Raw genomic sequence first — 21,262 nt, forward strand, 5'->3', positions numbered from 1 at the left:
GGCCGCGCCGCCGCGGCCGCCGGTGCTGCGCCATTACCGCACCACCGACCGGATCATCGCGATCGGCGCCTCGACCGGCGGCACCGAGGCGATCCACGAGGTGCTGATGCGGTTGCCCCCGGATGCGCCGGGGATTGCCATCGTCCAGCACATTCCGCCCGGCTTCAGCGCCGCCTTCGCCGAGCGGATGAATCGCCAGACCGGGTTGGTGGTCAAGGAGGCCGCCGAGGGCGATCGGATGATGCCGGGACACGTCTATATCGCCCCTGGCGATCGCCACCTGCAGCTCGCCCGCGATGGCGCGCGCTATGTCTGCCGGATCAACGATCAGCCGCCGGTCAACCTCCATCGCCCGAGTGTCGATGTGCTGTTCGACTCGGTCGCCCGCGCCGCCGGCACCAATGCCTGCGCCGCGCTGCTCACCGGCATGGGCGCCGATGGCGCCGCCGGTCTCAAGCGGTTGCACGAGCTCGGTGTCTATACTGTCGCGCAGGATGAGGCCTCCAGCGTGGTCTGGGGCATGCCCGGCGAGGCGGTCAAGCGTGGCGCGGCGAGCGCGGTGCTGCCGCTGCACGCGATCGCCGACGCGCTGCTCAAGGCCGCACGGGGGAGGGCGCCGGGGGAGCGCTCACATTGACCGTCGTTGCGCCGCCTTCCCACTCATGCTGGAGGCACCGCCCGGTGCGCGCCAGCGGTCAACCCAGGTGCTCTAAAGCTCATGTCTGTCAAACGCCAAGTCGATGAAACCCACTCCGAGGTCACCATCAGCATCGAGGGTCGTTTCGACTTCTCGCTGCACAAGATCTTTCGCGATGCCTATCGCGATCTCTCGCCGACCACCATGCGCTTCGTGGTCGATCTGGGTGATGCGAGCTATCTCGACAGCTCGGCACTGGGGATGTTGCTGCTGCTGCGCGAGCACGCCGGCGGCGAGCGTGCCCAGGTCCGCATCATCAACGCCCAGGGCGATGTGATGCGAGTGCTCAAGATCGCCAACTTCGATCGTCTGTTCGCCTTCGACTGAGCGGCCGGGGGCAGCAGCGATGGATGTATCCACCACCGGCGCGGTCGGTGACAGCCCACGAGAGCAGCGCGGTACCGCGCTGATCGTCGATGACGAGCTTGCCAACTGCCGTCTGTTGTCGCGGATGCTGCAGCGCGAGGGCTTCAGGACGCTCGAGGCGCTCAGTGGCGAGGTGGCGCTCGAGCTGTTCGTCGACGAGCGTCCCGACATCGTCTTCATGGACGTGATGATGCCGAGGCTCAGCGGCCTGGAGACGACGACGCGAATCAAGCAGCTCTCGGGGATGGACTTCGTGCCGGTGATCTTCCTCACCGCCTTGAGCGACGAGGAGTCGATGACCAGCTGCATCGCCGCTGGCGGCGACGACTTCCTCTCCAAGCCCTTCAGTCTCGGGGTGCTCAAGTCGCGGATCCGGGCGATGGAGCGGGTGCGTGATCTGCACCGGCGTCTGGCGGCGCAGAAGCTCGCCCTCGCCGAACTGCTCGAGCGCGAGCACGAGGAGCAGGCGCTCGCCGAGCGGGTGCTGAGCTATGCCGTCGGCAACCGCAACGTCGAGGTCGAACGCCTGGCGCTGCTGCAACGCCCGGCGGCACTGTTCAACGGCGACCTGGTGCTCACCCAGCGCCTGCCCGACGGCGGGCTGCGCATCCTGCTCGGCGACTTCACCGGTCATGGTCTGGCCGCCGCCTTCGGCGCCCTGCCGGTGGCCGATATCTTCCATACCATGACCCGCCGCGGCGCCGATGACGCCCGGGTGCTCGCCGCGATCAACCGCAAGCTCCACCAGGTGTTGCCGGCCGATCGCTTCATGGCCGCGGTGCTGATCTCGATCTCGGCCACAGGCGATACCCTGTTCTGGTGGAACGGCGGCATGCCGAGCGGCTGGTTGCGTACCCACGAGGCACTGGTCGAACTTTCCTCGCACGCCTTGCCGCTGGGGATCCAGGCCGAGTTCCCGATGCGCGAGCAGCACCACCGGGTGGCGCTCTCACCCGGCGATCGTCTGCTGCTGATGAGCGACGGGTTGCTCGAGGCGCTCGATCGCGAGGGGCGGATGTTCATCGAGCGTGGCCTGATGGAGCTGCTGCACGGCTGGCAACCCGGGGTGTCGCTGCTGCCGGCGTTGATCGAGGCGCTCGATCGTCACTGCGAGCAGACCGAACAGCTCGACGACATCGCCCTGCTCGAGTGTCCGCTCGATGCCGCCACCGTGCCGGTCTCCAACGGCCAGCTGGTACGTGGCAGCAGTGGCAGCTGGCGCTGGTCGCTGGAGCTGCGCGACGGCCAGATCGGCAATCCGCCCTCGTTGCGCGCCGCGCTCGGTCCGCTCGGGCTGCTCGACGGGCTCGAGGCCCAGGAGGGCGCGCTCGAGACGGTGTTCGCCGAACTCTATGCCAACGCCCTCGAGCACGGCGTGCTGGGACTCTCGTCGCGGATGAAACGGACCGCCGATGGCTTCGAGCAGTATTACCGCGAGCGAGCCACGCGGCTGGCCGAGGGCTGTCACGGCTGGGTGCGGGTCGAGGTCGGTTTCACTCCGGTCGAGGGCGGTGGTGAGGTGGTGGTCTCGGTTGCCGACAGCGGCACCGGCTTCGCCCTCGATACCGAGCACTTCACCGCTCCGGATGCCGCCTGTCCCTGGGGACGCGGCCTGACCCTGGTGCGCGGACTGTGCGAGTCGGTCAGCATCGATGCCAGCGGCTCGCGGGTCGAGGCACACTATCGCTGGTAGCGCCCCATTCCCTCCCTGTCGTGGTCGCTCACCGATGTGCTGTCGGCGGCGGTGACGGACGGATGTCGCAGAATCACCGCTCAGCTGACCCAGGCGGGTTGTCGCGCTCACCGGATGTGACATACCTTTGCATGACTCGTTCCCCATTCATTCGGGGTCGGCGCCGCTCGGCGTCTTGGTGCCGGGCGCGGCTCGGCGCCCGCAGCGGCGAGTGCGGAAGGTGTCCCGTGTCGAGAACGAGAAGACCATGCTTGAGAGACCGAGATGAGCCGAATTCACCTGTCACGACTGCAGTTCAAGCTGTGGCTGGGGGTCGGTATCGTGGTCCTGATCGGTTTTCTCGCCCTGCAGTTCGACCACCACCGTACGCTGCGTCAGTTCATGCTCGATCAGGTGCGCGACGATGCCCGTACCCTGCATACGGTGCTGCTGGCGGCCCACCGGGTCCACTACCTCACCCCGTCGGGCGACCCCTCGTGGCAAGCCGGTTTCCTGCCCACGCCGGCGATCGACCGTCTGGCCGAGGCGGTTCAGGAACAGGTCCCGAGCGCGCTGCGTTTCAGCACCGTGAGCCTGCGCGCGCGCAATCCGGCCCATCAGGCCGATGCCGACGAGATCGAGGCGATCCGCTTCTTCGAGCGCTCGCCCGAGGTCGCCGATCGTCTGGTCGCGCTCAACGATGCCGATGGCCAGCGCATCTATCACTATGCGCGGCCGATCTGGGTCGAGCCGGCCTGTCTCGGCTGTCACGGTGACCGTGCCGCCGCCCCGCCCGCCATCGCCGAGCACTACCAGGGCGGATTCGGCTATCGCGCGGGCGAGCTGCGCGGCATCCTCAGCGTGCGCATCCCGGGCGCCTCGGTCGAGCGCCGGACCGATGCGGCCTGGCTCAGCTCGGTACTCGACCACTTGCTGATCTTCCCGTTGATGCTGCTCGCCGGCGGCATCCTGCTGCAGCGCTTCGTGGTCGACAAGGTGACACGGCTGGAGCATGCCGCTCACGCCCTGGCCGTGGAGCGCGAGGTGGCACCGCTGCCCTGCGACGGGCACGACGAACTCGACGAGCTGGCGCGGGCGTTCAATCGGATGTCGGTACAGACCCTGGCCCGTGCCCGGGCGTTGCGCGAGGAGCGGACCTTCCTCCAGCATGTGATCGACGGGATCGACGAACCGATCCTGGTGATCGGGCTCGACTACCAGGTGTTGCGGATGAATCAGTGCGCGCGTGAGCTGATGCGCACCATCGGGTTGGCGCCGAACGCCTTCAGGTGCCACCAGCTGTGGCAGGGCAGGGATGAACCCTGCGGCGATGCCCGCAACCCCTGTCCGCTGCAGCGCATCCTCGACACCAGGGCGCCGTGCAAGGTGGTGCATCACCGCACCGACAAGGACGGCAGGGAGCGCAGCTTCGAGGTCGCCGCCAGCCCGCTCTACGACGATGACGGCCATATCGTCGGCATCATCGAGGCCTCGCGCGAGATCACCGAGCGACTGCACCTGCTCGCCAGGCTCGAGGCGAGCGATCAGGCCAATACCCAGCTCACCCGTTATGACCTGCTCACCGGGCTGCCCAATCGCGCGCTGTTCTCCGAGCGTCTGACCTTTGCCATCGAGCAGTCCCGGGTGCAGGGCGACGAGCTGGCGGTGCTGATCGTCGATCTCGATCGCTTCAAGCACATCAACGACAGCTTCGATCACAGCGATGGCGACCGTATCCTCAAGCGTGTCGCCAACCGGTTGCGGGGGCTGTTCGCGCCGGGCGACACCCTGGCGCGGATGGGCGGCGACGAGTTCGGCGTGATCCTGCGCGGGTTGCGGGGGAGCGATCAGGTCATCGGCGTCGCCCAGCGGATCATCGGCGCCTTCTCCACGCCGTTCGAACTGCAGGGACACAATCTGGTGCTCGGCGCGAGCATCGGCATCAGTCGCTACCCCGAACACGGTGCCAGCGGCGACGACCTGATCCGCAACGCCGATGCCGCGCTCTATCGCGCCAAGGCCGGGGGCGGCGGCACCTTCGACTTCTATACCGAGGAGCTGACCGCGCACGCCTTCGAGCAGGTGCTGCTCGAGGGCAGTCTGCGCCAGGCGCTGGCCGAGGAGTCCTTCGTGCTGCACTACCAGCCGCAGCTCGAGCTCAATGGCGAGCGACTGCACGGGCTCGAGGCGCTGGTGCGCTGGCAGCACCCGGAACTCGGTCTGGTGGCGCCGGGCAAGTTCATCCCGCTGGCCGAGGAGTCGGGATTGATCGTGCCGCTCGGGCGCTGGGTGCTGGCCGAGGCATGCCGGCAGATGGCCGAGTGGCGTGATGCCGGGTTGTTGTCGGCGGAGACGATGATGTGCGTCAATCTCTCGACCAAGCAGTTCGCCGACCATGAGCTGCTCGAGTTGATCCAGCGCAGTCTGCGCGAGAGCGGACTCGCCGCCGGGCAGCTCGAACTCGAAGTCACCGAGTCGGTGATGATGCGCGCCTCCGATCAGGTCATCCCCCAGCTCGAACGGCTGCGCGCACTCGGTATCAAGGTGGCGCTCGATGACTTCGGCACCGGCTACTCCTCGCTGAGCTATCTCAAGCGCCTGCCCTTCACCAAGCTCAAGATCGACCGCTCCTTCGTCTCCGAGCTGCCCGAGGACGCCAGCGACGTGGCCATCACCAAGGCGATCATCGCGCTGGCCGAGAGCCTCTCGCTCGATGTCCTCGCCGAGGGGGTGGAGACGGCGCGCCAGCGTGACTTCCTGCGCGTGAACGGGTGTCGGCTGGCGCAGGGCTTCTTCTTCTCCAGACCGCTGTCTGCGGTCGAGTGCGAGCGCTATCTGGCCGCGCTCGCCGCCCGTTCGACGACGGGCTAGAGTCCCTGCATCCAGGTCTCGAGCGTCTGTGCGAGCACGCCGAAGGCCTCGCCGAGCGCGGCGAACGCCCCGCGTGCCTGCTCCAGCGCATCGCCGCGCGCGTGTTGCTCGAGTCTCAACGCCTGTTGCTCGAGCGCCGGGGCGGACAGATTGCTGGCCATGCCCTTGATGCTGTGCGCCTTGAACGCCGCCTCACTGAGGTCGCCGGCATCGAGTGCGGCGCCGAGTTCGGTGATGCGTTCGGGCAGGTCGCTGAGGAACTGGGGGATGACCTCCAGCAGGATCTCGCGATCGTGCATCATCCGTTCGAGCAGCTCGGCGGCGACGAACACCTCCGTCTCGTCCTCGGCGGCGGCTGCGGGGGGCGGTGACGGGGCCTCGGCGAACTGCGCCTCGAGCACTGCGGCGAGCGTCTGCGGCTGGATCGGCTTGGCCAGATGGGCGTTCATCCCGGCGGCCAGACAGCGCGCCTGATCGCCCTCCTGGGCGAGCGCGGTCATCGCCACGATGGGGATCTGCGCGGTCTCGGCCCCGGCCTCGCCGTCGCGGATCCGTCGGGCGGTCTCGAAGCCGTCCATCTCCGGCATCTGACAGTCCATGATCACCAGGTCGTAGTGCGCGCCGGCGAGTGCCGTGAGCGCGCCATGGCCGTCACGGGCGAGATCGACCTCGGGATGACCGAGCCTGGCGAGCAGGCCGCGGGCCACGACCTGATTGGTGGGGTTGTCCTCGACCAGCAGGATCCGGCGCGACGTCGGGCGTGGCGGCACGGCTGCGCGAGGCTGGATCGGCGGCGATGTCTCGTCGGCGCGCAGCATCCGCTCGAGTCCCTGGCGCAGGTGCTCGGCGCGCAAGGGCTTGGTGAAGTAGTGATCGAAGCGGCAGTCGGGACGGCTCGGGATGTCGTGACGACTGAGCGGCACCATCAGTGCGCGCGCGGTATCGGCAAGCAGGGGGTCGGCGCCGATCTGTTCGTCGAGCGTGCAGCCGTCGCTCTCGGCGGCCAGCGAGAGGTCGATCAGCACCGCCTGGTAGGGGTCGCCGGCGCGTAGCGCCTGGCGCAGCAGACCGAGTGCCTGTGCGGCGGTATGGGCGGCGCTGTGGCGGCAGCCGCAGCGGGTGAGCAGCTCGCCGGCGAGCTGGCGACTGGGTGCATGATCGTCGACGATCAGCAGGCGCGCGCCGATCGCGGGGCACGGCGGAGACGGTGCGCTGTCGTCGATCTCCAGCGGTAGCTCGAACCAGAAGCAGGCGCCCTCGCCGAGGGTGCTGTCGACGCCGATGCGCCCGCCCATCAGCTCCACCAGCTGCTTCGAGATCGCCAGTCCCAGTCCGGTACCTCCATAACGTCGACTGTGCGAGGTGTCGCGCTGGGTGAAGGCCTCGAACAGGACCTGCTGGTCCTCGGCGGCGATGCCGATGCCGGTGTCTGCGACCTCGAAGCGGATCGCGCCAGCGGCATCGAGCTGACGGGCGTGGATCCGTACCTCGCCGCGGTCGGTGAACTTGATGGCGTTGCCGACGAGATTGATGAGCACCTGGCGCAGCCGGTCGGCGTCGCCGCGGAAGGCGTGCCGCTCGAGCTCGGCGAGGTGATAGGTCAGCTCCAGCCCCTTCTCCTGCGCGCGGAAGGCGAGCATCTCGGCGATGTCCTCGATCAGGGGGCGCGGTTCGAAGCGCTCGTGCTGCAACGCGAGCTTGCCGGCCTCGATCTTCGACAGGTCGAGCACGCCGTTGATCAGCGACAGCAGGCTCTCGCCGCTGGCGCGCAGGATCTCGGTATAGCGCTTCTGCTCGAAGGTCAGCGGGGTGTCGAGCAGCAGGTCGCTCATGCCCATGATGCCGTTGAGTGGGGTGCGGATCTCGTGGCTCATGTTGGCCAGGAAGGCGCTCTTGACGCGAGCGGCCTGCTCGGCCTGGAGGCGGGCCTGACGCAGGTCATCCTCGCGTTTCTTGCGCCGCAGCGCGTTGAGCAACAGCTCGGTGAGCAGGATCAGCAGGTCGATCTCGGCCTCGGCCCAGTGCTTGTCGGGTTGCGCCGTGCAGAAGGCGATGAACCCATGACAGCCCCGGGTGTCGCGCAGCGGCAGCAGCAACAGGGTGTGGATGCCGTGGCCCTGGAGCTGTGCGCGCAACGGGTCGTCGGCGGCGAGGCCCTCGCGGGTGGTGAACAGGAAGCGCGGTCCGTCGTGACGCTGGCAGAGCAGCGGCTCGATCATCGACCAGGAGAGCCAGCGCATGGTCGGTGTCGCGGAGCGTTCTTCGAGGTTGCACCAGGCGGCGATGCGCCTTGGCTCGTCGCCCCCCGGGGCGCGCTCATGGAGACAGGCGCGATCGGCACCGATGAAGGTGCCGACCTTGGCCAGGGCGTCGTGGATCGCCCCCTCGAGCTGCTCGCTCGGGGTGGTGAGAAAGCGCATCGACAGGTCCATGATCAGCCGCTGCCACTCGAGGCGGAGATAGAGCTGCTCGCGCACCAGCTGACGATCGGTGACGTTGTGGGCGACATGGACATAGCCGACCAGCTCGCCGTCGGCGTCGTGTAGCGGCGTGGTGGTGATGCTGAGATGACCGCCCAGCCGCGGCTCGTAGAGTTCGGCGGTGGCGCTCTCGCCGCTTTGCTCGGTGCGGCTGAGCGGGCAGGCGTGTGGCGGGGCGTCGGTGTCGTGGACCACCGCGTAGCAGGGGCGACCGATCAGCGACTCGGGGGTACAGCCGAGCTGTTCGGCCATGGCGCGGTTGACGCGCAGGATACGTCGCTGATGGTCGATCAGCGCGATCATGTCGGGCAGGGCGTCGAAGGTTCGTGTCCAGAGTTCGCGACTCCAGGGCGGCATCGGGTCCCGGCTGGCCTGGTCGAGGCCCTGTGGCAGCGCGACCTCCTGACGGCGAGGCGCAAGTGGGTCAACTGACATGATGATGCTCCTGGAGCAGGGTGTCTTGGAGTCGGGTCAGGGCTGCGCGGAGATCGGTGAAGGCCGTCTCGACGGCGCCGAGCGATGCGGCGAACGTTGCGGGGTCGCTGGCGCAGCGACAGGCCGTCTCGAGTTCGGCGGCCGCCTCGGCCAGCTGTCTGGCGCCGAGGCTGGCGGCTGCGCTCTCGATGTGCTGGGCGTGATGGGCGCAGGCGGCGAGATCGCGCCGTTGCTGCTGCCGGCCGAGCGAGGCGAGCTGTCTGGGGATGTCGTCGAGGAAGGTCTCGATCACCTGATGGATGAGCGCGCGGTCGGCCATCAGCCCCTCCATCAGCGCCGGTGTGTCGAGGACCGGAGGGGCCCCGGGGGGGGCGAGCGCCTGCCGCGGCAGCCAGCGCTCGAGTGCTGCGGCCAGCGCCTTGCGGTCGATCGGCTTGGCCAGGTAGTCGTTCATGCCGGCTTGCAGGCAGCGCTCCCGATCCTCTTCGAGCGCATGCGCAGTCATGGCGATGATCGGGATGTCGCGGTTGAGCAAGCCCTGCGCCGGGTCGCGAATGTGCCTGGTGGTCTCGAGTCCGTCGAGCAGCGGCATCTGTACATCGAGCAGCAGCAGGTCGTAGTGACGCGCGGCGAGCGCCTCGAGGACCTGGCGACCGTCGCTCACGCAGTCGGCGTCGAAGCCGAGGTGACCGAGGATGCCGAGTGCCACCTGCTGGTTGGTGAGATTGTCGTCGGCAAGCAGCAGTCGCGCCGGATGGCGCTCGCGGCGAGCGGGCGATGCGGCTGGGCGTGGCTGATCTGCGGGGCGGCTCAGCGTCTGCTCCAGCGCGTCGAGCAACTCGCGCTGGCGCACCGGCTTGGTCAGCTGAAGGCCGAGGGCATGACGGGTACAGCGCTCGGTCTCGCGGGCGATGCCGAGCGCGGTCATCATCACCAGTGCGGTTCCGGCCAGCGCCGGCTCGGCCCTGATCGCCTCGCCCAGGGCGATACCGTCCATGTCCGGCATGTTCACGTCGATGAGTGCAATGGCGAAGGGGCGCTCCTGAGCGACACCCTGGTGGAGTTGTGTCAGCGCCTGGTCGCCGTCGCCGGCCGCGGCGCTGGCCAGCCCCCAGTCGCCGAGCTGTGCGGCGATCAACTCACGGGTGTGGCGGTTGTCGTCGACCACCAGCACCCGTGTGTCGCGCAGCCGCGCCGAGGGCTGCGGTGGGTGGCGCTCCGCCTCCGGCCCCTGCTGGCGCGCCAGGGGCAGGTCACACCAGAAGATCGAGCCCTGCCCGAAGGTGCTCTCGAGGCCGAGCTCGCCGCCCATCAGCTCGACCAGTTGCTTGGTGATCGCCAGCCCCAGTCCGGTGCCGCCGTAGCGGCGGGTGTTCGACGGATCGACCTGGGAGAAGCCGTGGAACAGCCGCTTGCGCTTGTCGTGCGGGATGCCGATACCGGTGTCACGGACCGCCAGGCGCACTCTGACCTGGTGCGCATCGCATCCGAGCAGCGTGGCGCGTACCGCGACCTCGCCATGCTCGGTGAACTTGATCGCGTTGCCGACCAGGTTGGTGAGGATCTGCAACACACGCCCGGGGTCGCCGCGCAGCGCCGTGGGGATATCCGGCGCCGCCGTGCAGGTCAGCTCCAACGCCTTCTCGTGGGCGTGCAGCGCCATGGTCGCGACAAAGTCGTCGAGCAGTTCGCCGAAGTCGAAGTCGATGCGTTCGAGCTCGAGCTTGCCGGCCTCGACCTTGGAGAAGTCGAGGATGTCGTTGATGATCTTGAGCAGCCCCTCGCCGCTGTGCTGGGCGATCTCGAGATAGCGCTGCTGATCGGCGTTGAGCGGGCTCTCGCGCAGCAGTCCGAGCATGCCGATGACCCCGTTCATCGGGGTGCGGATCTCGTGGCTCATGTTCGACAGGAAGCGGCTCTTGGCGCGGCTGGCCATCTTGGCGCGGTTGGCCATGGCGTTGGCGCGTTCGATCGCTGCCTTGAGCGCCGCGTTGGTCTCGCGCAATGCATCCTCGGTGCGCTTGCGGGCGCTGATATCGATCGACAGCGTGCCGGTGCCGATCAGTCGCTGGTCGTGGTCGTAGATCGGGTACTTCTTGGTCAGCAGGGTACGGGTCTCGCCGCTGGCGAGCCGGGCATCGTGCTCGCGCACGATGTGCTCGCCCGCGGGGAGGAACTGGGCGCGGCGCTCGTCGGCCATGAGTGAGCGCGCCGGCTCCTCGTCGGGGGCGATGCCGAGCAGCTCGGCATCGGTGCGCCCGACCAGATGCCCGGTGGAGTCCACGCCGACGGCCTGGGCGAAGGCCGGGTTGGCGGCGATCACGCGCAGCTCCGGGTCGCGAATGGCGACTAGGTCGTCGCTGTGCTCGACCGCGGCCGAGAGCATCGCCATGGTCCGCTCGGCCTCCTTGCGGGCGCTGATGTCGGTGTGCGAGCCGCTCATTCGATACGGCTCGCCCTGGGCGTTGCACAGCGCCCGGCCGCGCGAGAGGATCCAGCGATAGCTGCCGTTCTTGTGTCTGAGCCGGAACTCGAGGGCGTAAGAGTCCTGCGGCTGCTGCAGATAGTTGGCGAGCTGATTGAGGATCCGGCGCCTGTCTTCGGGGTGGAGTCGTGTCTCGAAGCTCTCGAATGCGTTGTCGAGCTCGTCATCGGCAAAGCCGATCTGCTCCTTCCAGCGCGGGGAGATGAAGACCTGATTGTTGCGCAGGTCCCAGTCCCAGATGCCGTCGCTGCTGCAGTCGATCGCCAGCATGTAGCGTTCGCGACTGAGTTCGAGCTCGTGCCGGATGCGTTGTGCCTCGCTCATGTCGCGGAACACGATCACCGCGCCCAGGGTGTGGCCCTGATCGTTGCGGATGGGAGCGCTGCTGGTGACCACCGGACGACCGTTGCCGCTGCGCGTGATCAGCAGCGCCTGCTCGGTGGCGCGCTCGACCGTGGCGGTGCTGGGCAGCGGGAGGGGGTCGCGGGTCTCGGGGTCGACCAGCAGCAGCACGTCGCCGAGCGGGCGTCCGCGTGCCTCGGTGGCCATCCAGCCGGTGAGCTGCTCGCCGGTCTGATTGATGTCGATGATGCGCTTGTCGGCATCGGTACTGATCACCCCCTCGCCGAGTGAGCGCAGGGTGGCGGCGAGCAGTCCCTGGTGCTCGACCAGTTCGGCCTGCTGGCGGCGGATCAGCCGCCTGGCCCCCCGCACCAGCAGCCCGCTGGCGCTCAGTGCCGCGCTCAGCAGCAAGATGGTGACCAGTCCCCAGGTACGGATGTGATGGCTGAAGGCGCTGGCCTCGCTGGTGAGGTCGTGGGCCAGCAGCAGGTCGCCGACGTGTCGGCCGGCGACATCGTCCAGCGGCAGCAGCGACAGCCGCCAGCGGGTGTCGTCGACCATCAGCTCGCGACCGGGGTCGTGCTGCGTGTGACCGGGGCGGTCGATCTGCTCGATGGCGTGATCCAGGCCGGCGGGGATGCCACCCGGTGAGCTGTAGGTGATGACGCTGTTGGTCAGGCGCTCCCAGTCGCCCTCGCGTCCGAGCAGCCGCATGCCCTGCTCCCAGGGCGCGCGATCGAGCAGCTGCTTGCGGATGATCACCGCCAGCCGGGTCTCGGTGGGGGTGTGCAGTGCCGCGAGGATGTCCTCGATCTCCTTGCCGACCTCGACATAGCCGATGCGGCGTCCGCGATCGTGGATCGGCGTGATCGCCCTCAGGGTGAAGGTGCCGAGCGGGCCGAGTTCGAGCCCTTGAGCGTCGCTGTCGTCGCGTTCGGCCTGGCGCGCGGTGAAGCGGTCGATCCGGTCGCCGACCCGCTCGGGGGCGTGCAATCGCAGCAGGGTGCGCCGATCGACGCCGATGAAGTAGAAGTGGGTGAGTCCATTGCGTATGCGCAGACGCTCGAACAGGGCACGCCAGCGCCGATCGAGACGCTCGGGATCACGCGCGGCGAGCGCCTCGCGGGTGGTCGTGTCCATCGCCACCGAGGTGGCGAGGGCGTCGAGCCAGTCGCTCTGGTCGTCGAGGACGGCGTTGAAGACGGTCGCGATCTCGTCGATGTCGGCGGCGACGATCTCGCGCAGTCGTTGTTCCTGGATCCACCACAGCAGCACCGAGAAGGCGCCGATCAGCAACACCAGGATCAGTGCGAACAGCGGCAGCAGATGACGCAGCGATGAGGCCGGGCGCGGCGTCCAGCTCATCGCGCTCGCCACCCGAGGCGGTGCGTGCTTGCTGCTCGATCGCCACGCTCGCCATCGGTCATGCCGCGCGGCGCGCGGATGCGATGGCGGGGAGCGGCTGAGTGCGGGGATGACATGCGCGCTGGACTCCGGGCGGTGGGCAGGATGCGCCGCGGTCGGCATACCGCGTGCGAGGGTGCCGACCTGGTGCTGGGTGGTGGGCTTAACTCCCTAATTATATGGGGCGATGGGTGCGCCTCGCTGTGATTCGAGGCGCATTCGGGTCGACCCCTTGCGGCCGTGGTCGGCGTGTTGCCCGCCGGATCCTTCAGTGACGGGCGCGCGGCACGTAGCGGTCGGGGATGAGGATGGTGGGGGTGCGCTGCGAGGCGTCGCGGCGCGGGAAGTCGAGGGTGTAGTGCAGCCCGCGGCTCTCGCGCCGGCGCAGCGCCGACTGGATGATCAGGTCGGAGACCTCGAGCAGGTTGCGCAGCTCGATGAGGTCGTTGCTCACCCGGAAGTTGGCATAGTACTCGATCACCTCGTGGGCGAGCAGGTCGGCGCGGCGCTTGGCGCGACGCAGCCGCTTGGTGGTGCGCACGATGCCGACATAGTCCCACATGAAGCGGCGCAGCTCCTCCCAGTTGTGGGTGACCACCACCTCCTCGTCGGGCTCGGTCACCCGGCTCTCGTCCCACTCCGGCGCGTCGGGAGCGAACTCGACCTTGGGTGCCAGGCGGGCGATGTCCTCGGCAGCGCGCTCGGAGTAGACCAGACATTCGAGCAGCGAGTTGCTGGCCATGCGGTTGGCCCCGTGCAGCCCGGTGTAGGCGGTCTCGCCGCTGGCATAGAGCCCGGGCAGATCGGTGCGGGCGTGACTGTCGACCATCACCCCGCCGCAGGTGTAGTGCGCCGCCGGCACCACCGGGATGGGCTCGCGGGTGATGTCGATCCCCAGTTCGAGACAGCGGGCGTGGATGGTCGGGAAGTGCTCGATGATGAACTCGGCCGGGCGGTGGGAGATGTCGAGATAGACGCAGGGCGCGCCGAGACGCTTCATCTCGTGGTCGATGGCGCGCGCGACGATATCGCGCGGGGCGAGTTCGGCGCGCTCGTCGAAGCGCGGCATGAAGCGCTCGCCGTCGGGCAGCAGCAGCCGTGCGCCCTCGCCACGCAGCGCCTCGGTGATCAGGTAGGAACGCGCCTCGGGGTGATAGAGACAGGTCGGGTGGAACTGCATGAACTCCATGTTCGCCACCCGACACCCGGCGCGCCAGGCCATGGCGATGCCGTCGCCGGTGGAGACGTCGGGGTTGCTGGTGTAGAGATAGACCTTGTTGGCCCCGCCGGTGGCGAGCACCACGAAACGGGCCATGAAGGTCTCGACCTGGCCGTTGCCGAGATCGAGGATGTAGGCGCCGAGACAGCGATGATCGCGGCTGCCCGGCAGGTGTTTGGTGGTGATCAGGTCGACGGCGATGTGCTGCTCGTAGAGCGAGACGTTGGCGCGCTCGCGCACCTGCGCCTCGAGCGTGGTCGCCACCGCGCGCCCGGTGGCGTCGGCGGCGTGGACCACGCGCCGGTGCGAGTGCCCGCCCTCGCGGGTGAGGTGGTAGCCGCCGGTGCTCTGATAGGCCTCGTCGCGGGTGAACTCGACACCCTGGTCGAGCAGCCAGCGGATGTTGTCGGGGCCGCGCTCGACGACCATTCGCACCATCTCGCGATCGCACAGATGGGCGCCGGCCTTGAGGGTGTCCTGGACGTGCGACTCGATCGAATCGTGCTCGTCGAGCACCGCCGAGATGCCGCCCTGGGCGTAGAGGGTGCTGCCCTCGACCAGCTCGCGCTTGGAGACCACCGCGACCGAGAGATCGGGATCGAGTCGCAGCGCGAGACTGAGCCCCGCGGCACCACTGCCGAGGATGAGGACGTCATGACGATGAACGGTTGCTGGCATGGTCGGGACTCGCTGCAATAGGGAACAGGGATGGTTCAACGCCGGTCTCGGGAGGTGCTCGGGGCCGGAGTCGTCTCCACGCCGCGGCGCGGGGCAGCCTTCATTTTTATGCCGCCGGGGTCGGGAAATCCAGTCCGCACGCCGTGCCACTGCCGTGTCGTGACGATGGCGGCGACCGATCGATGGGGCCGTGAGCGTTGCACGGACTTGCCGCTTCGAGCGATTCCGGTCAGGATTGCATGCTTTGATTCGCACGGTCGGGGTCGGATTTTTGCGGCCCTGTCCGAAGAACTTCCTAACCGGGGAGCTGTCCATGCCAACGGAGCCGATGGTCGGGGGACCGGCGGTCGTGACCCATGTCTGAGCGTCAGGCCGATCAGGAGCTGGTCGAGCGCGCCCAGGCCGGTGACAAACGCGCCTTCGACCTCTTGGTGCTGAAGTACCAGCAGAAGATCTCCAACCTGATCTCGCGCTATCTGCGCGACCCGGCGGAGGTGATGGATGTCGCCCAGGAGTCCTTCCTCAAGGCCTATCGCGCCTTGCCGGGGTTTCGCGGAGAGAGCGCCTTCTACACCTGGCTCTACCGGATCGCCGTCAACACCGTCAAGAATCATCTCGTCGCCCAGGGGCGGCGCCCGCCGGGTGGCGATGTCGAGGCCGAGGTGGCCGAGCAGATGGAGGGCGGCGGGCGGTTGCGCGATGGCGCCACGCCCGAGCGTGAGCTGCTCGGCGACGAGATCGCGCGCACGGTCCAGGCCGCGCTCGACGACCTGCCCGATGACCTGCGCACGGCGATCATGCTGCGGGAGTTCGAGGGCATGAGCTATGAGGAGATCGCCAATGCCATGGAGTGCCCGATCGGCACCGTGCGCTCGCGCATCTTTCGGGCGCGTGACGCGATCGACAAGCGATTGCGTCCGTTGCTCAAGCCCTGAATATGGGCGTCAACCGCCCGTGCGGCATGTCCGTTCGGGCCTTGGGTGGCCCAGCGCTCGGCTCGCGCGATGACGCGTGAACCTCGGGTGCAAGGCCGAGACAGCGACAGAACCCAGCGCAGGCGTGAACCAATGACCGAGCTAAGACAACGACTTTCCGAACTCCAAGACGGCGAACTCGACTCCGCCAGCGCCGGGCGCCTGCTCGACACGCTGGCGCACGATGACGCGTTGCGCCAGACCTGGGCGCGCTATCAGATGATCGGTCACGCCATCCGCGGCGAGCGACTCGATCCGTCGTGCGCCGGGGTGGCCGATGCGGTGCGTGAGCAGGTGGTGGCCGATGCCCTGGTGTTCCATCAGCGCCATCGCTTCCAGCCGCGCCGCGCGCTGGCGCCGGCAGCGGGGATGGCGCTGGCCGCCGCCGCGGCCTTCGTCGCGGTGTTCGCGGTGCCGCCGCTGTTTCTCCAGGGCGGCGACCGGCTCGAGGGCGGCTTCCCGGCCACGGCGCAGCATCAGGCACCGCCGCCTGCGGTGGTCACCGTCGGCGACGGGCGCTGGGGCATCGATCGCCCGGATCTCGCCAACAAGCTCGATCTGTTCCTGGTCACTCATCAAGACACGGCCTCCGCCAGCGGGGCCAAGGGCATGCTGCCTTATGCGACCTTCGTCGGTTATGAATCGCCTCGCTAGTCCCCGGTCGACCGGTCGGGTCTGCCTGCTCCTGCTGTGTCTGAGCACGCCCCTGGCCGGGGCGTCGGGAGAGCAGGCGCGCATGCGCTCCGATGCGCCGGTCGCCGAGTTGCTCGACCGGATGTCCGAGGCGCTGCGCGCGCTCAGCTACGAGGGCACCCTGGTCTATCTCCATGACAACCAGCTCGAGACCCTGCACCTGATCCATCGTGTCGCCGCCGGTCACACCCAGGAGCGTCTGGTTGCGCTCAGCGGCCCGGTGCGGGCGCTCTCGCGCGACTCCCGGCGGGTCAACTGCACCATGCGTGACGGCTACGGCATCTCGGTGCGGAGCGCCGGCGGCGGGGGCGGCCTGATCGACACCAACGGCATCGACCCCGAGCGCCTCGGCGAACACTATCGTGTCGAACGGTTGGGGCGGGGGCGGGTGGCCGGGCGCGATACCGAGGTGATCGGCATCATCCCGCGCGATGCGCTGAGATACGGCTATCGCTTCCATATCGACCGTGCGACCGCGCTGCCGCTCAAATCCGATCTGATCGACCGCTCCGAGCAGGCGCTCGAGCAGCTGATGTTCGCCACCGTCACCTTCCACCCCGACGACGGCACCGAGCCCGAGGCCGCGCCCCAGGGCGTGCGCGAGGCGCCGGTGACCGAACCGCCGCCGCAATGGCGGTTCGTCGATCAGCCCACCGGGTTCGAGCTGGTGACCCATCACCGAATCCCACAGGACGACGGCGGCGAGCTCGAGCACTTCCTGTTCACCGACCGGCTCTCGGCCTACTCGATCTATGTCGAACGGACGGCCACCCCCGGGCTCGAGGGGGCGACCAACATCGGTGCCGTGCATGCCGCCGGGGCCTGGCGCGCCGGTTATCAGATCACCGCGGTCGGCGAGGTGCCGGTCGCGACCGTGGAAGCGGCGGTGGCGGGCGTGCGCCGCCACGCCGAGGACTGAACCATGATCGAAGAACAGGGGCGGGTGATCGCCCGCGACGGTGATCACGTTCGCGTCCGGACCCAGCGACGCAGCGTCTGTGGCGGTTGTGCCGCGCGTGGCGCCTGTGGCACATCGTTGCTCGAGCGGCTGTTCTCGCGGCGCGCCGCCGAGGTCCGCGCACGTGATCGGATCGGGGTCGAGGTCGGCGACGAGGTGGTCCTGGCGATCTCGGCTCAGGGCGTGCTTCGGCTCTCGCTCGCGGCCTATCTGGCGCCGACCCTGGGGCTGGTGCTCGGTGCCGTGGCGGGAAACGCACTCGGTGGCGCCGCGTCCGATCCGCTGGGGTTGCTCGGGGCCGGTTTGGGTCTTACTCTCGCACTGGTGTGGCTTCGCGGCTACAGTCGTGCCCTGGCCCGGGATCCATCACGCCAGCCGGAGGTGATCCGTCGTCTCGGCGCCGAGCCGCTGCGGGTGACCTTGCTCGAGCCCTGACGGCTGATTGCGCCCGTCGCTCCAGGCGCCCGCGAACCCGCCAGCCAAGCGGCCCCGGCCGCGCCGATGAATCATTGAGGAGCAACCATGCGCTCGAAACCCCGTCTCTCGCTCGCTCTGACCACCTTGCTCTGCTGCGCCCTGGCGCCGGGGATGGCCGTCGGGCGTACCCTGCCGGACTTCGCCAGCCTGGTTGCCGAGAACGGCCCCTCGGTGGTCAACATCAGCACCAAGCAGCACACGTCCTCGGTCTCCGAGATGCACGGCTTCACCATCCCCGACCTGCCCGACGAGGGGCCGCTGCGCGACTTCTTCGACCGCTTCTTCGGCGAGGAGGGCGAGCTGCCCGACGACATCGAGTCGCGCTCGCTCGGTTCCGGCTTCATCGTCTCCTCCGACGGCTTCGTGATGACCAACTCGCATGTCGTCGAGGGCGCCGACGAGATCGTGGTGCGTACCAGCGATCGGCGCGAGTTCGTCGCCGATCTGGTCGGCACCGACAAGCGCAGCGATATCGCGCTGCTCAAGGTCGACGCCGAGGGCCTGCCGGCGGTGCGCATCGGTTCCTCCAAGGATCTCCAGGTCGGTGAATGGGTGCTGGCGATCGGCTCGCCCTTCGGCTTCGAGTCCTCGGCCACCGCCGGTATCGTCAGCGCCAAGGGGCGTAACCTGCCCTCGGAGAACTATGTCCCCTTCATCCAGACCGATGTCGCCATCAATCCCGGTAACTCAGGGGGGCCGCTGTTCGATCTCGATGGCCGCGTGGTCGGCATCAACAGCCAGATCTACAGCCGCACCGGCGGTTTCATGGGGTTGTCGTTCGCGATCCCGATCGATGTCGCCATGGATGTGATCGAACAGCTCAAGACCAAGGGGCGCGTGACCCGTGGCTGGCTCGGGGTGATGATCCAGGACGTCACCCGCGAACTGGCCGCGAGCTTCGGCCTCAAGCAGCCGCGCGGCGCGCTGGTCGCCGAGGTGTTGGCCGACAGCCCGGCGGCGGCGGCCGGGTTGCGCCCGGGCGACGTGATCCTCGCCTTCGACGGCAAGGACGTGCTCACCTCCAGCGCCTTGCCGCCGCTGGTCGGGGTGACGCCGATCGGTGAGCAGGCCGAACTCAGGGTGCTGCGTCGTGGCGAGCGGATCAGCCTCTCGGTCACCATCGCCGAGCTGCCCGAGGAGGACGCCTTCGCCGCGCCGCCGGCGCTCGATGAGACCCCGGCCAACCGTATCGGCCTGGTGGTGCGCGCCATCGCCCCGGAGCAGCGCGAGCACTTCGGCGTCGAGCAGGGCGGGGTGATGGTCGAGGCCCTCGAACCCGGTCCGGCCGAGCGCGCCGGGCTGCGCGCCGGCGACCTCATCCTGATGCTCGACGGCCAGCCGGTCGCCGACCCCGCCGATTTCGAGCAGATCCTCGCCGGGATCGAGCCGGGGCGCTCGGTGGCGGTGCTGGTGCAACGCGGCGACGGGCGGATGTTCTTCGCCATCCGCATGCCCGACCCCGAATGATCCGGGCATCGGCCCCGGCCAGCGCGGCTATCCTCTTCGCTGGCCGCTGGCCGCTGGCCGCTGGCCGCTGGCCGCTGGCCGCTGGCCGCTGGCCGCTGCCTGATGCGCCGTCCCCCGCGCCTCTGGTAAGATGAGCGGCTATCTGTCGCGATGCCGCGCCCTCAACCGGGCGGCATCGCGATCACTCGCATTCATCAGCCGCTGGGCGCACACGCAATCCCGATGACCGATCTCTCCCACATCCGTAACTTCTCGATCATCGCCCATATCGATCACGGCAAGTCGACCATCGCCGACCGCTTCATCCAGGTCAGCGGAGCCCTGACCGATCGCGAGATGTCGAGCCAGGTGCTCGACTCCATGGACCTCGAGCGCGAGCGCGGCATCACCATCAAGGCGCAGAGCGTCACCCTGAACTATCAGGCGCGCGACGGCGAGACCTACCAGCTCAACTTCATCGACACCCCCGGTCACGTCGACTTCTCCTACGAGGTGTCGCGTTCGCTCGCCGCCTGCGAGGGCGCGCTGCTGGTGGTCGATGCCGCCCAGGGCGTCGAGGCGCAGAGCGTGGCCAACTGCTACACCGCGATCGACCAGGGGCTCGAGGTGCTGCCGGTGCTCAACAAGATCGACCTGCCCTCGGCCGAGCCCGAGCGGGTGATCGGCGAGATCGAGGAGATCATCGGCCTGGAGGCGACCGACGCGCTGCGGGTGAGCGCCAAGACCGGTCTCGGCATCCCCGATCTCCTCGAGGCGCTGGTCGAGCGCATCCCGCCGCCCGAAGGCGACCGCGAGGCGCCGCTGCAGGCGCTGATCATCGACTCCTGGTTCGACCCTTACGTCGGCGTGGTCTCGCTGGTGCGGGTGGTCAACGGCGAGATCCGTCGTCGCGACAAGATCCAGATGCTGTCCACCGGGCGCACCCATCAGGTCGATGCGGTCGGCGTCTTCACCCCGAAGAAGACCGACCGCGAGTGTCTCTCCACCGGCGAGGTCGGCTTCCTCATCGCCGGCATCAAGGAGATCGACGGCGCGCCGGTGGGCGACACCATCACCCATCCCGACAACCCCGGTGCCAAGCTGCCGGGCTTCAAGGAGATGCGCCCGCGCGTCTTCGCCGGGCTCTATACCGTGGTCACCGACGACTACGAGGACCTGCGCGAGGCGCTCGGCAAGCTGCGCCTCAACGACGCCGCGCTCTACTACGAGCCCGAGGTCTCCCAGGCGCTCGGCTTCGGCTTCCGCTGCGGCTTCCTCGGCATGCTCCACATGGAGATCATCCAGGAGCGGCTCGAGCGCGAATACGACCTCGACCTCATCACCACCGCGCCCACCGTGGTCTACGAGGTGCTGCGCAACGACGGCGAGCTGATCAAGGTCGACAACCCCGCCAATCTGCCCGAGCCGAACCAGATCGCCGAGGTCCGCGAGCCGATCATCGAGGCCCACATCCTCGTCCCGCAGGACTATCTCGGCGCGGTCATCACCCTCTGTATCGAGAAGCGCGGGGTACAGAAGAACCTGCAGTATCTCGGCGGCCAGGTGCAGGTCACCTACGACCTGCCGCTGAGCGAGGTGGTGCTCGACTTCTTCGACCGGCTGAAGTCGGTCAGCCGTGGCTTTGCCTCCTTCGAGTACGAGTTCAAGCGCTTCGAGGCCGCCGACCTGATCAAGCTCGATGTGTTGATCAACGGCGACAAGGTCGACTCGCTGTCCTCGATCGTCCATCGCGCGCAGTCGCAGTCGCGTGGGCGCGAGGTCACCGAGCGGATGAAGGAGCTGATTCCGCGGCAGATGTTCGAGGTCGCCATCCAGGCGGCCATCGGCACCAAGATCATCGCTCGCACCACGGTCAAGGCGCTGCGCAAGAACGTCACCGCCAAGTGCTACGGCGGTGACGCCACCCGCAAGCGCAAGCTGCTCGAGAAGCAGAAGGCCGGCAAGCGGCGCATGAAGCAGGTCGGTAAGGTCGAGATCCCGCAGGAGGCCTTCCTTGCCGTGCTCCAGGTCGGCAAGGATAATTGAGCCCGCCGGCCGCGCGCCC

13 protein-coding genes are annotated in these 21,262 nt (G+C 68.4%); 10 read left to right on the forward strand and 3 right to left on the reverse strand.

From position 1 onward, the window contains the following. From EBL85_RS13255 to EBL85_RS13270, 4 genes are all read left to right on the forward strand, one after another. The coding region (locus tag EBL85_RS13255) for a CheB methylesterase domain-containing protein (protein ID WP_148040549.1) at positions 1–637 on the forward strand (637 nt) is incomplete at its 5' end. A gap of 81 nt (positions 638–718) precedes the next feature. After that, a complete protein-coding gene (locus EBL85_RS13260; protein WP_123143157.1) occupies positions 719–1,024 on the forward strand; it encodes an STAS domain-containing protein in 306 nt (101 codons plus the stop codon). Positions 1,025–1,043: 19 nt separating this feature from the next. Next, positions 1,044–2,756, forward strand: coding sequence for a fused response regulator/phosphatase (locus EBL85_RS13265; RefSeq protein ID WP_123143158.1), 1,713 nt, complete (start codon positions 1,044–1,046; stop codon positions 2,754–2,756). Between the two features lie 264 nt (positions 2,757–3,020). Next, complete coding sequence (locus EBL85_RS13270) at positions 3,021–5,606, forward strand: EAL domain-containing protein (RefSeq protein WP_123143159.1); 2,586 nt, start codon at positions 3,021–3,023, stop codon at positions 5,604–5,606. Here the strand turns inward: EBL85_RS13270 and EBL85_RS13275 are convergent. From EBL85_RS13275 to nadB, 3 genes are all read right to left on the reverse strand, one after another. Beyond that, positions 5,603–8,521: an ATP-binding protein gene (locus EBL85_RS13275; protein ID WP_123143160.1), complete on the reverse strand. Its 2,919-nt coding sequence runs from the start codon at positions 8,519–8,521 to the stop codon at positions 5,603–5,605. The genes EBL85_RS13270 and EBL85_RS13275 overlap by 4 nt on opposite strands. Further along, a complete protein-coding gene (locus EBL85_RS13280) occupies positions 8,511–12,713 on the reverse strand; it encodes a response regulator (RefSeq protein WP_190288088.1) in 4,203 nt (1,400 codons plus the stop codon). The genes EBL85_RS13275 and EBL85_RS13280 overlap by 11 nt, the downstream gene beginning before the upstream one ends. 307 nt (positions 12,714–13,020) lie before the next feature. Continuing rightward, positions 13,021–14,649 (reverse strand): L-aspartate oxidase, encoded by a 1,629-nt coding sequence (gene nadB, locus EBL85_RS13285; protein ID WP_123141036.1) that lies wholly within the window; start codon positions 14,647–14,649, stop codon positions 13,021–13,023. A 356-nt stretch (positions 14,650–15,005) separates the two neighbouring features. Between nadB and rpoE the strand changes: the two genes are divergently transcribed. The 6 genes from rpoE to lepA all read left to right on the forward strand — a co-directional run bounded on the left by rpoE (position 15,006) and on the right by lepA (position 21,243). Then, positions 15,006–15,584 carry an RNA polymerase sigma factor RpoE gene (rpoE, locus tag EBL85_RS13290; protein ID WP_062274792.1) on the forward strand — a complete coding sequence of 193 codons (579 nt, stop codon included), beginning with the start codon at positions 15,006–15,008 and terminating at the stop codon, positions 15,582–15,584. Positions 15,585–15,716: 132 nt separating this feature from the next. Further along, on the forward strand, positions 15,717–16,277 hold the full coding sequence (locus EBL85_RS13295; protein ID WP_165913505.1) for a sigma-E factor negative regulatory protein: 561 nt from the start codon (positions 15,717–15,719) through the stop codon (positions 16,275–16,277). Between the two features lie 82 nt (positions 16,278–16,359). Then, positions 16,360–17,235: a MucB/RseB C-terminal domain-containing protein gene (locus EBL85_RS13300; protein ID WP_223806149.1), complete on the forward strand. Its 876-nt coding sequence runs from the start codon at positions 16,360–16,362 to the stop codon at positions 17,233–17,235. 3 nt (positions 17,236–17,238) lie between these two features. Then, positions 17,239–17,709: a SoxR reducing system RseC family protein gene (locus EBL85_RS13305; protein WP_123141033.1), complete on the forward strand. Its 471-nt coding sequence runs from the start codon at positions 17,239–17,241 to the stop codon at positions 17,707–17,709. A gap of 87 nt (positions 17,710–17,796) precedes the next feature. Beyond that, complete coding sequence (locus tag EBL85_RS13310; RefSeq protein ID WP_123143162.1) at positions 17,797–19,218, forward strand: DegQ family serine endoprotease; 1,422 nt, start codon at positions 17,797–17,799, stop codon at positions 19,216–19,218. A 222-nt stretch (positions 19,219–19,440) separates the two neighbouring features. Continuing rightward, a complete protein-coding gene (lepA, locus tag EBL85_RS13315) occupies positions 19,441–21,243 on the forward strand; it encodes a translation elongation factor 4 (RefSeq protein ID WP_123141031.1) in 1,803 nt (600 codons plus the stop codon). Positions 21,244–21,262 lie beyond the last annotated feature (19 nt).

It is taken from the genome of Marichromatium sp. AB32, from assembly GCF_003718675.1.
GTDB lineage: Bacteria > Pseudomonadota > Gammaproteobacteria > Chromatiales > Chromatiaceae > Marichromatium > Marichromatium gracile.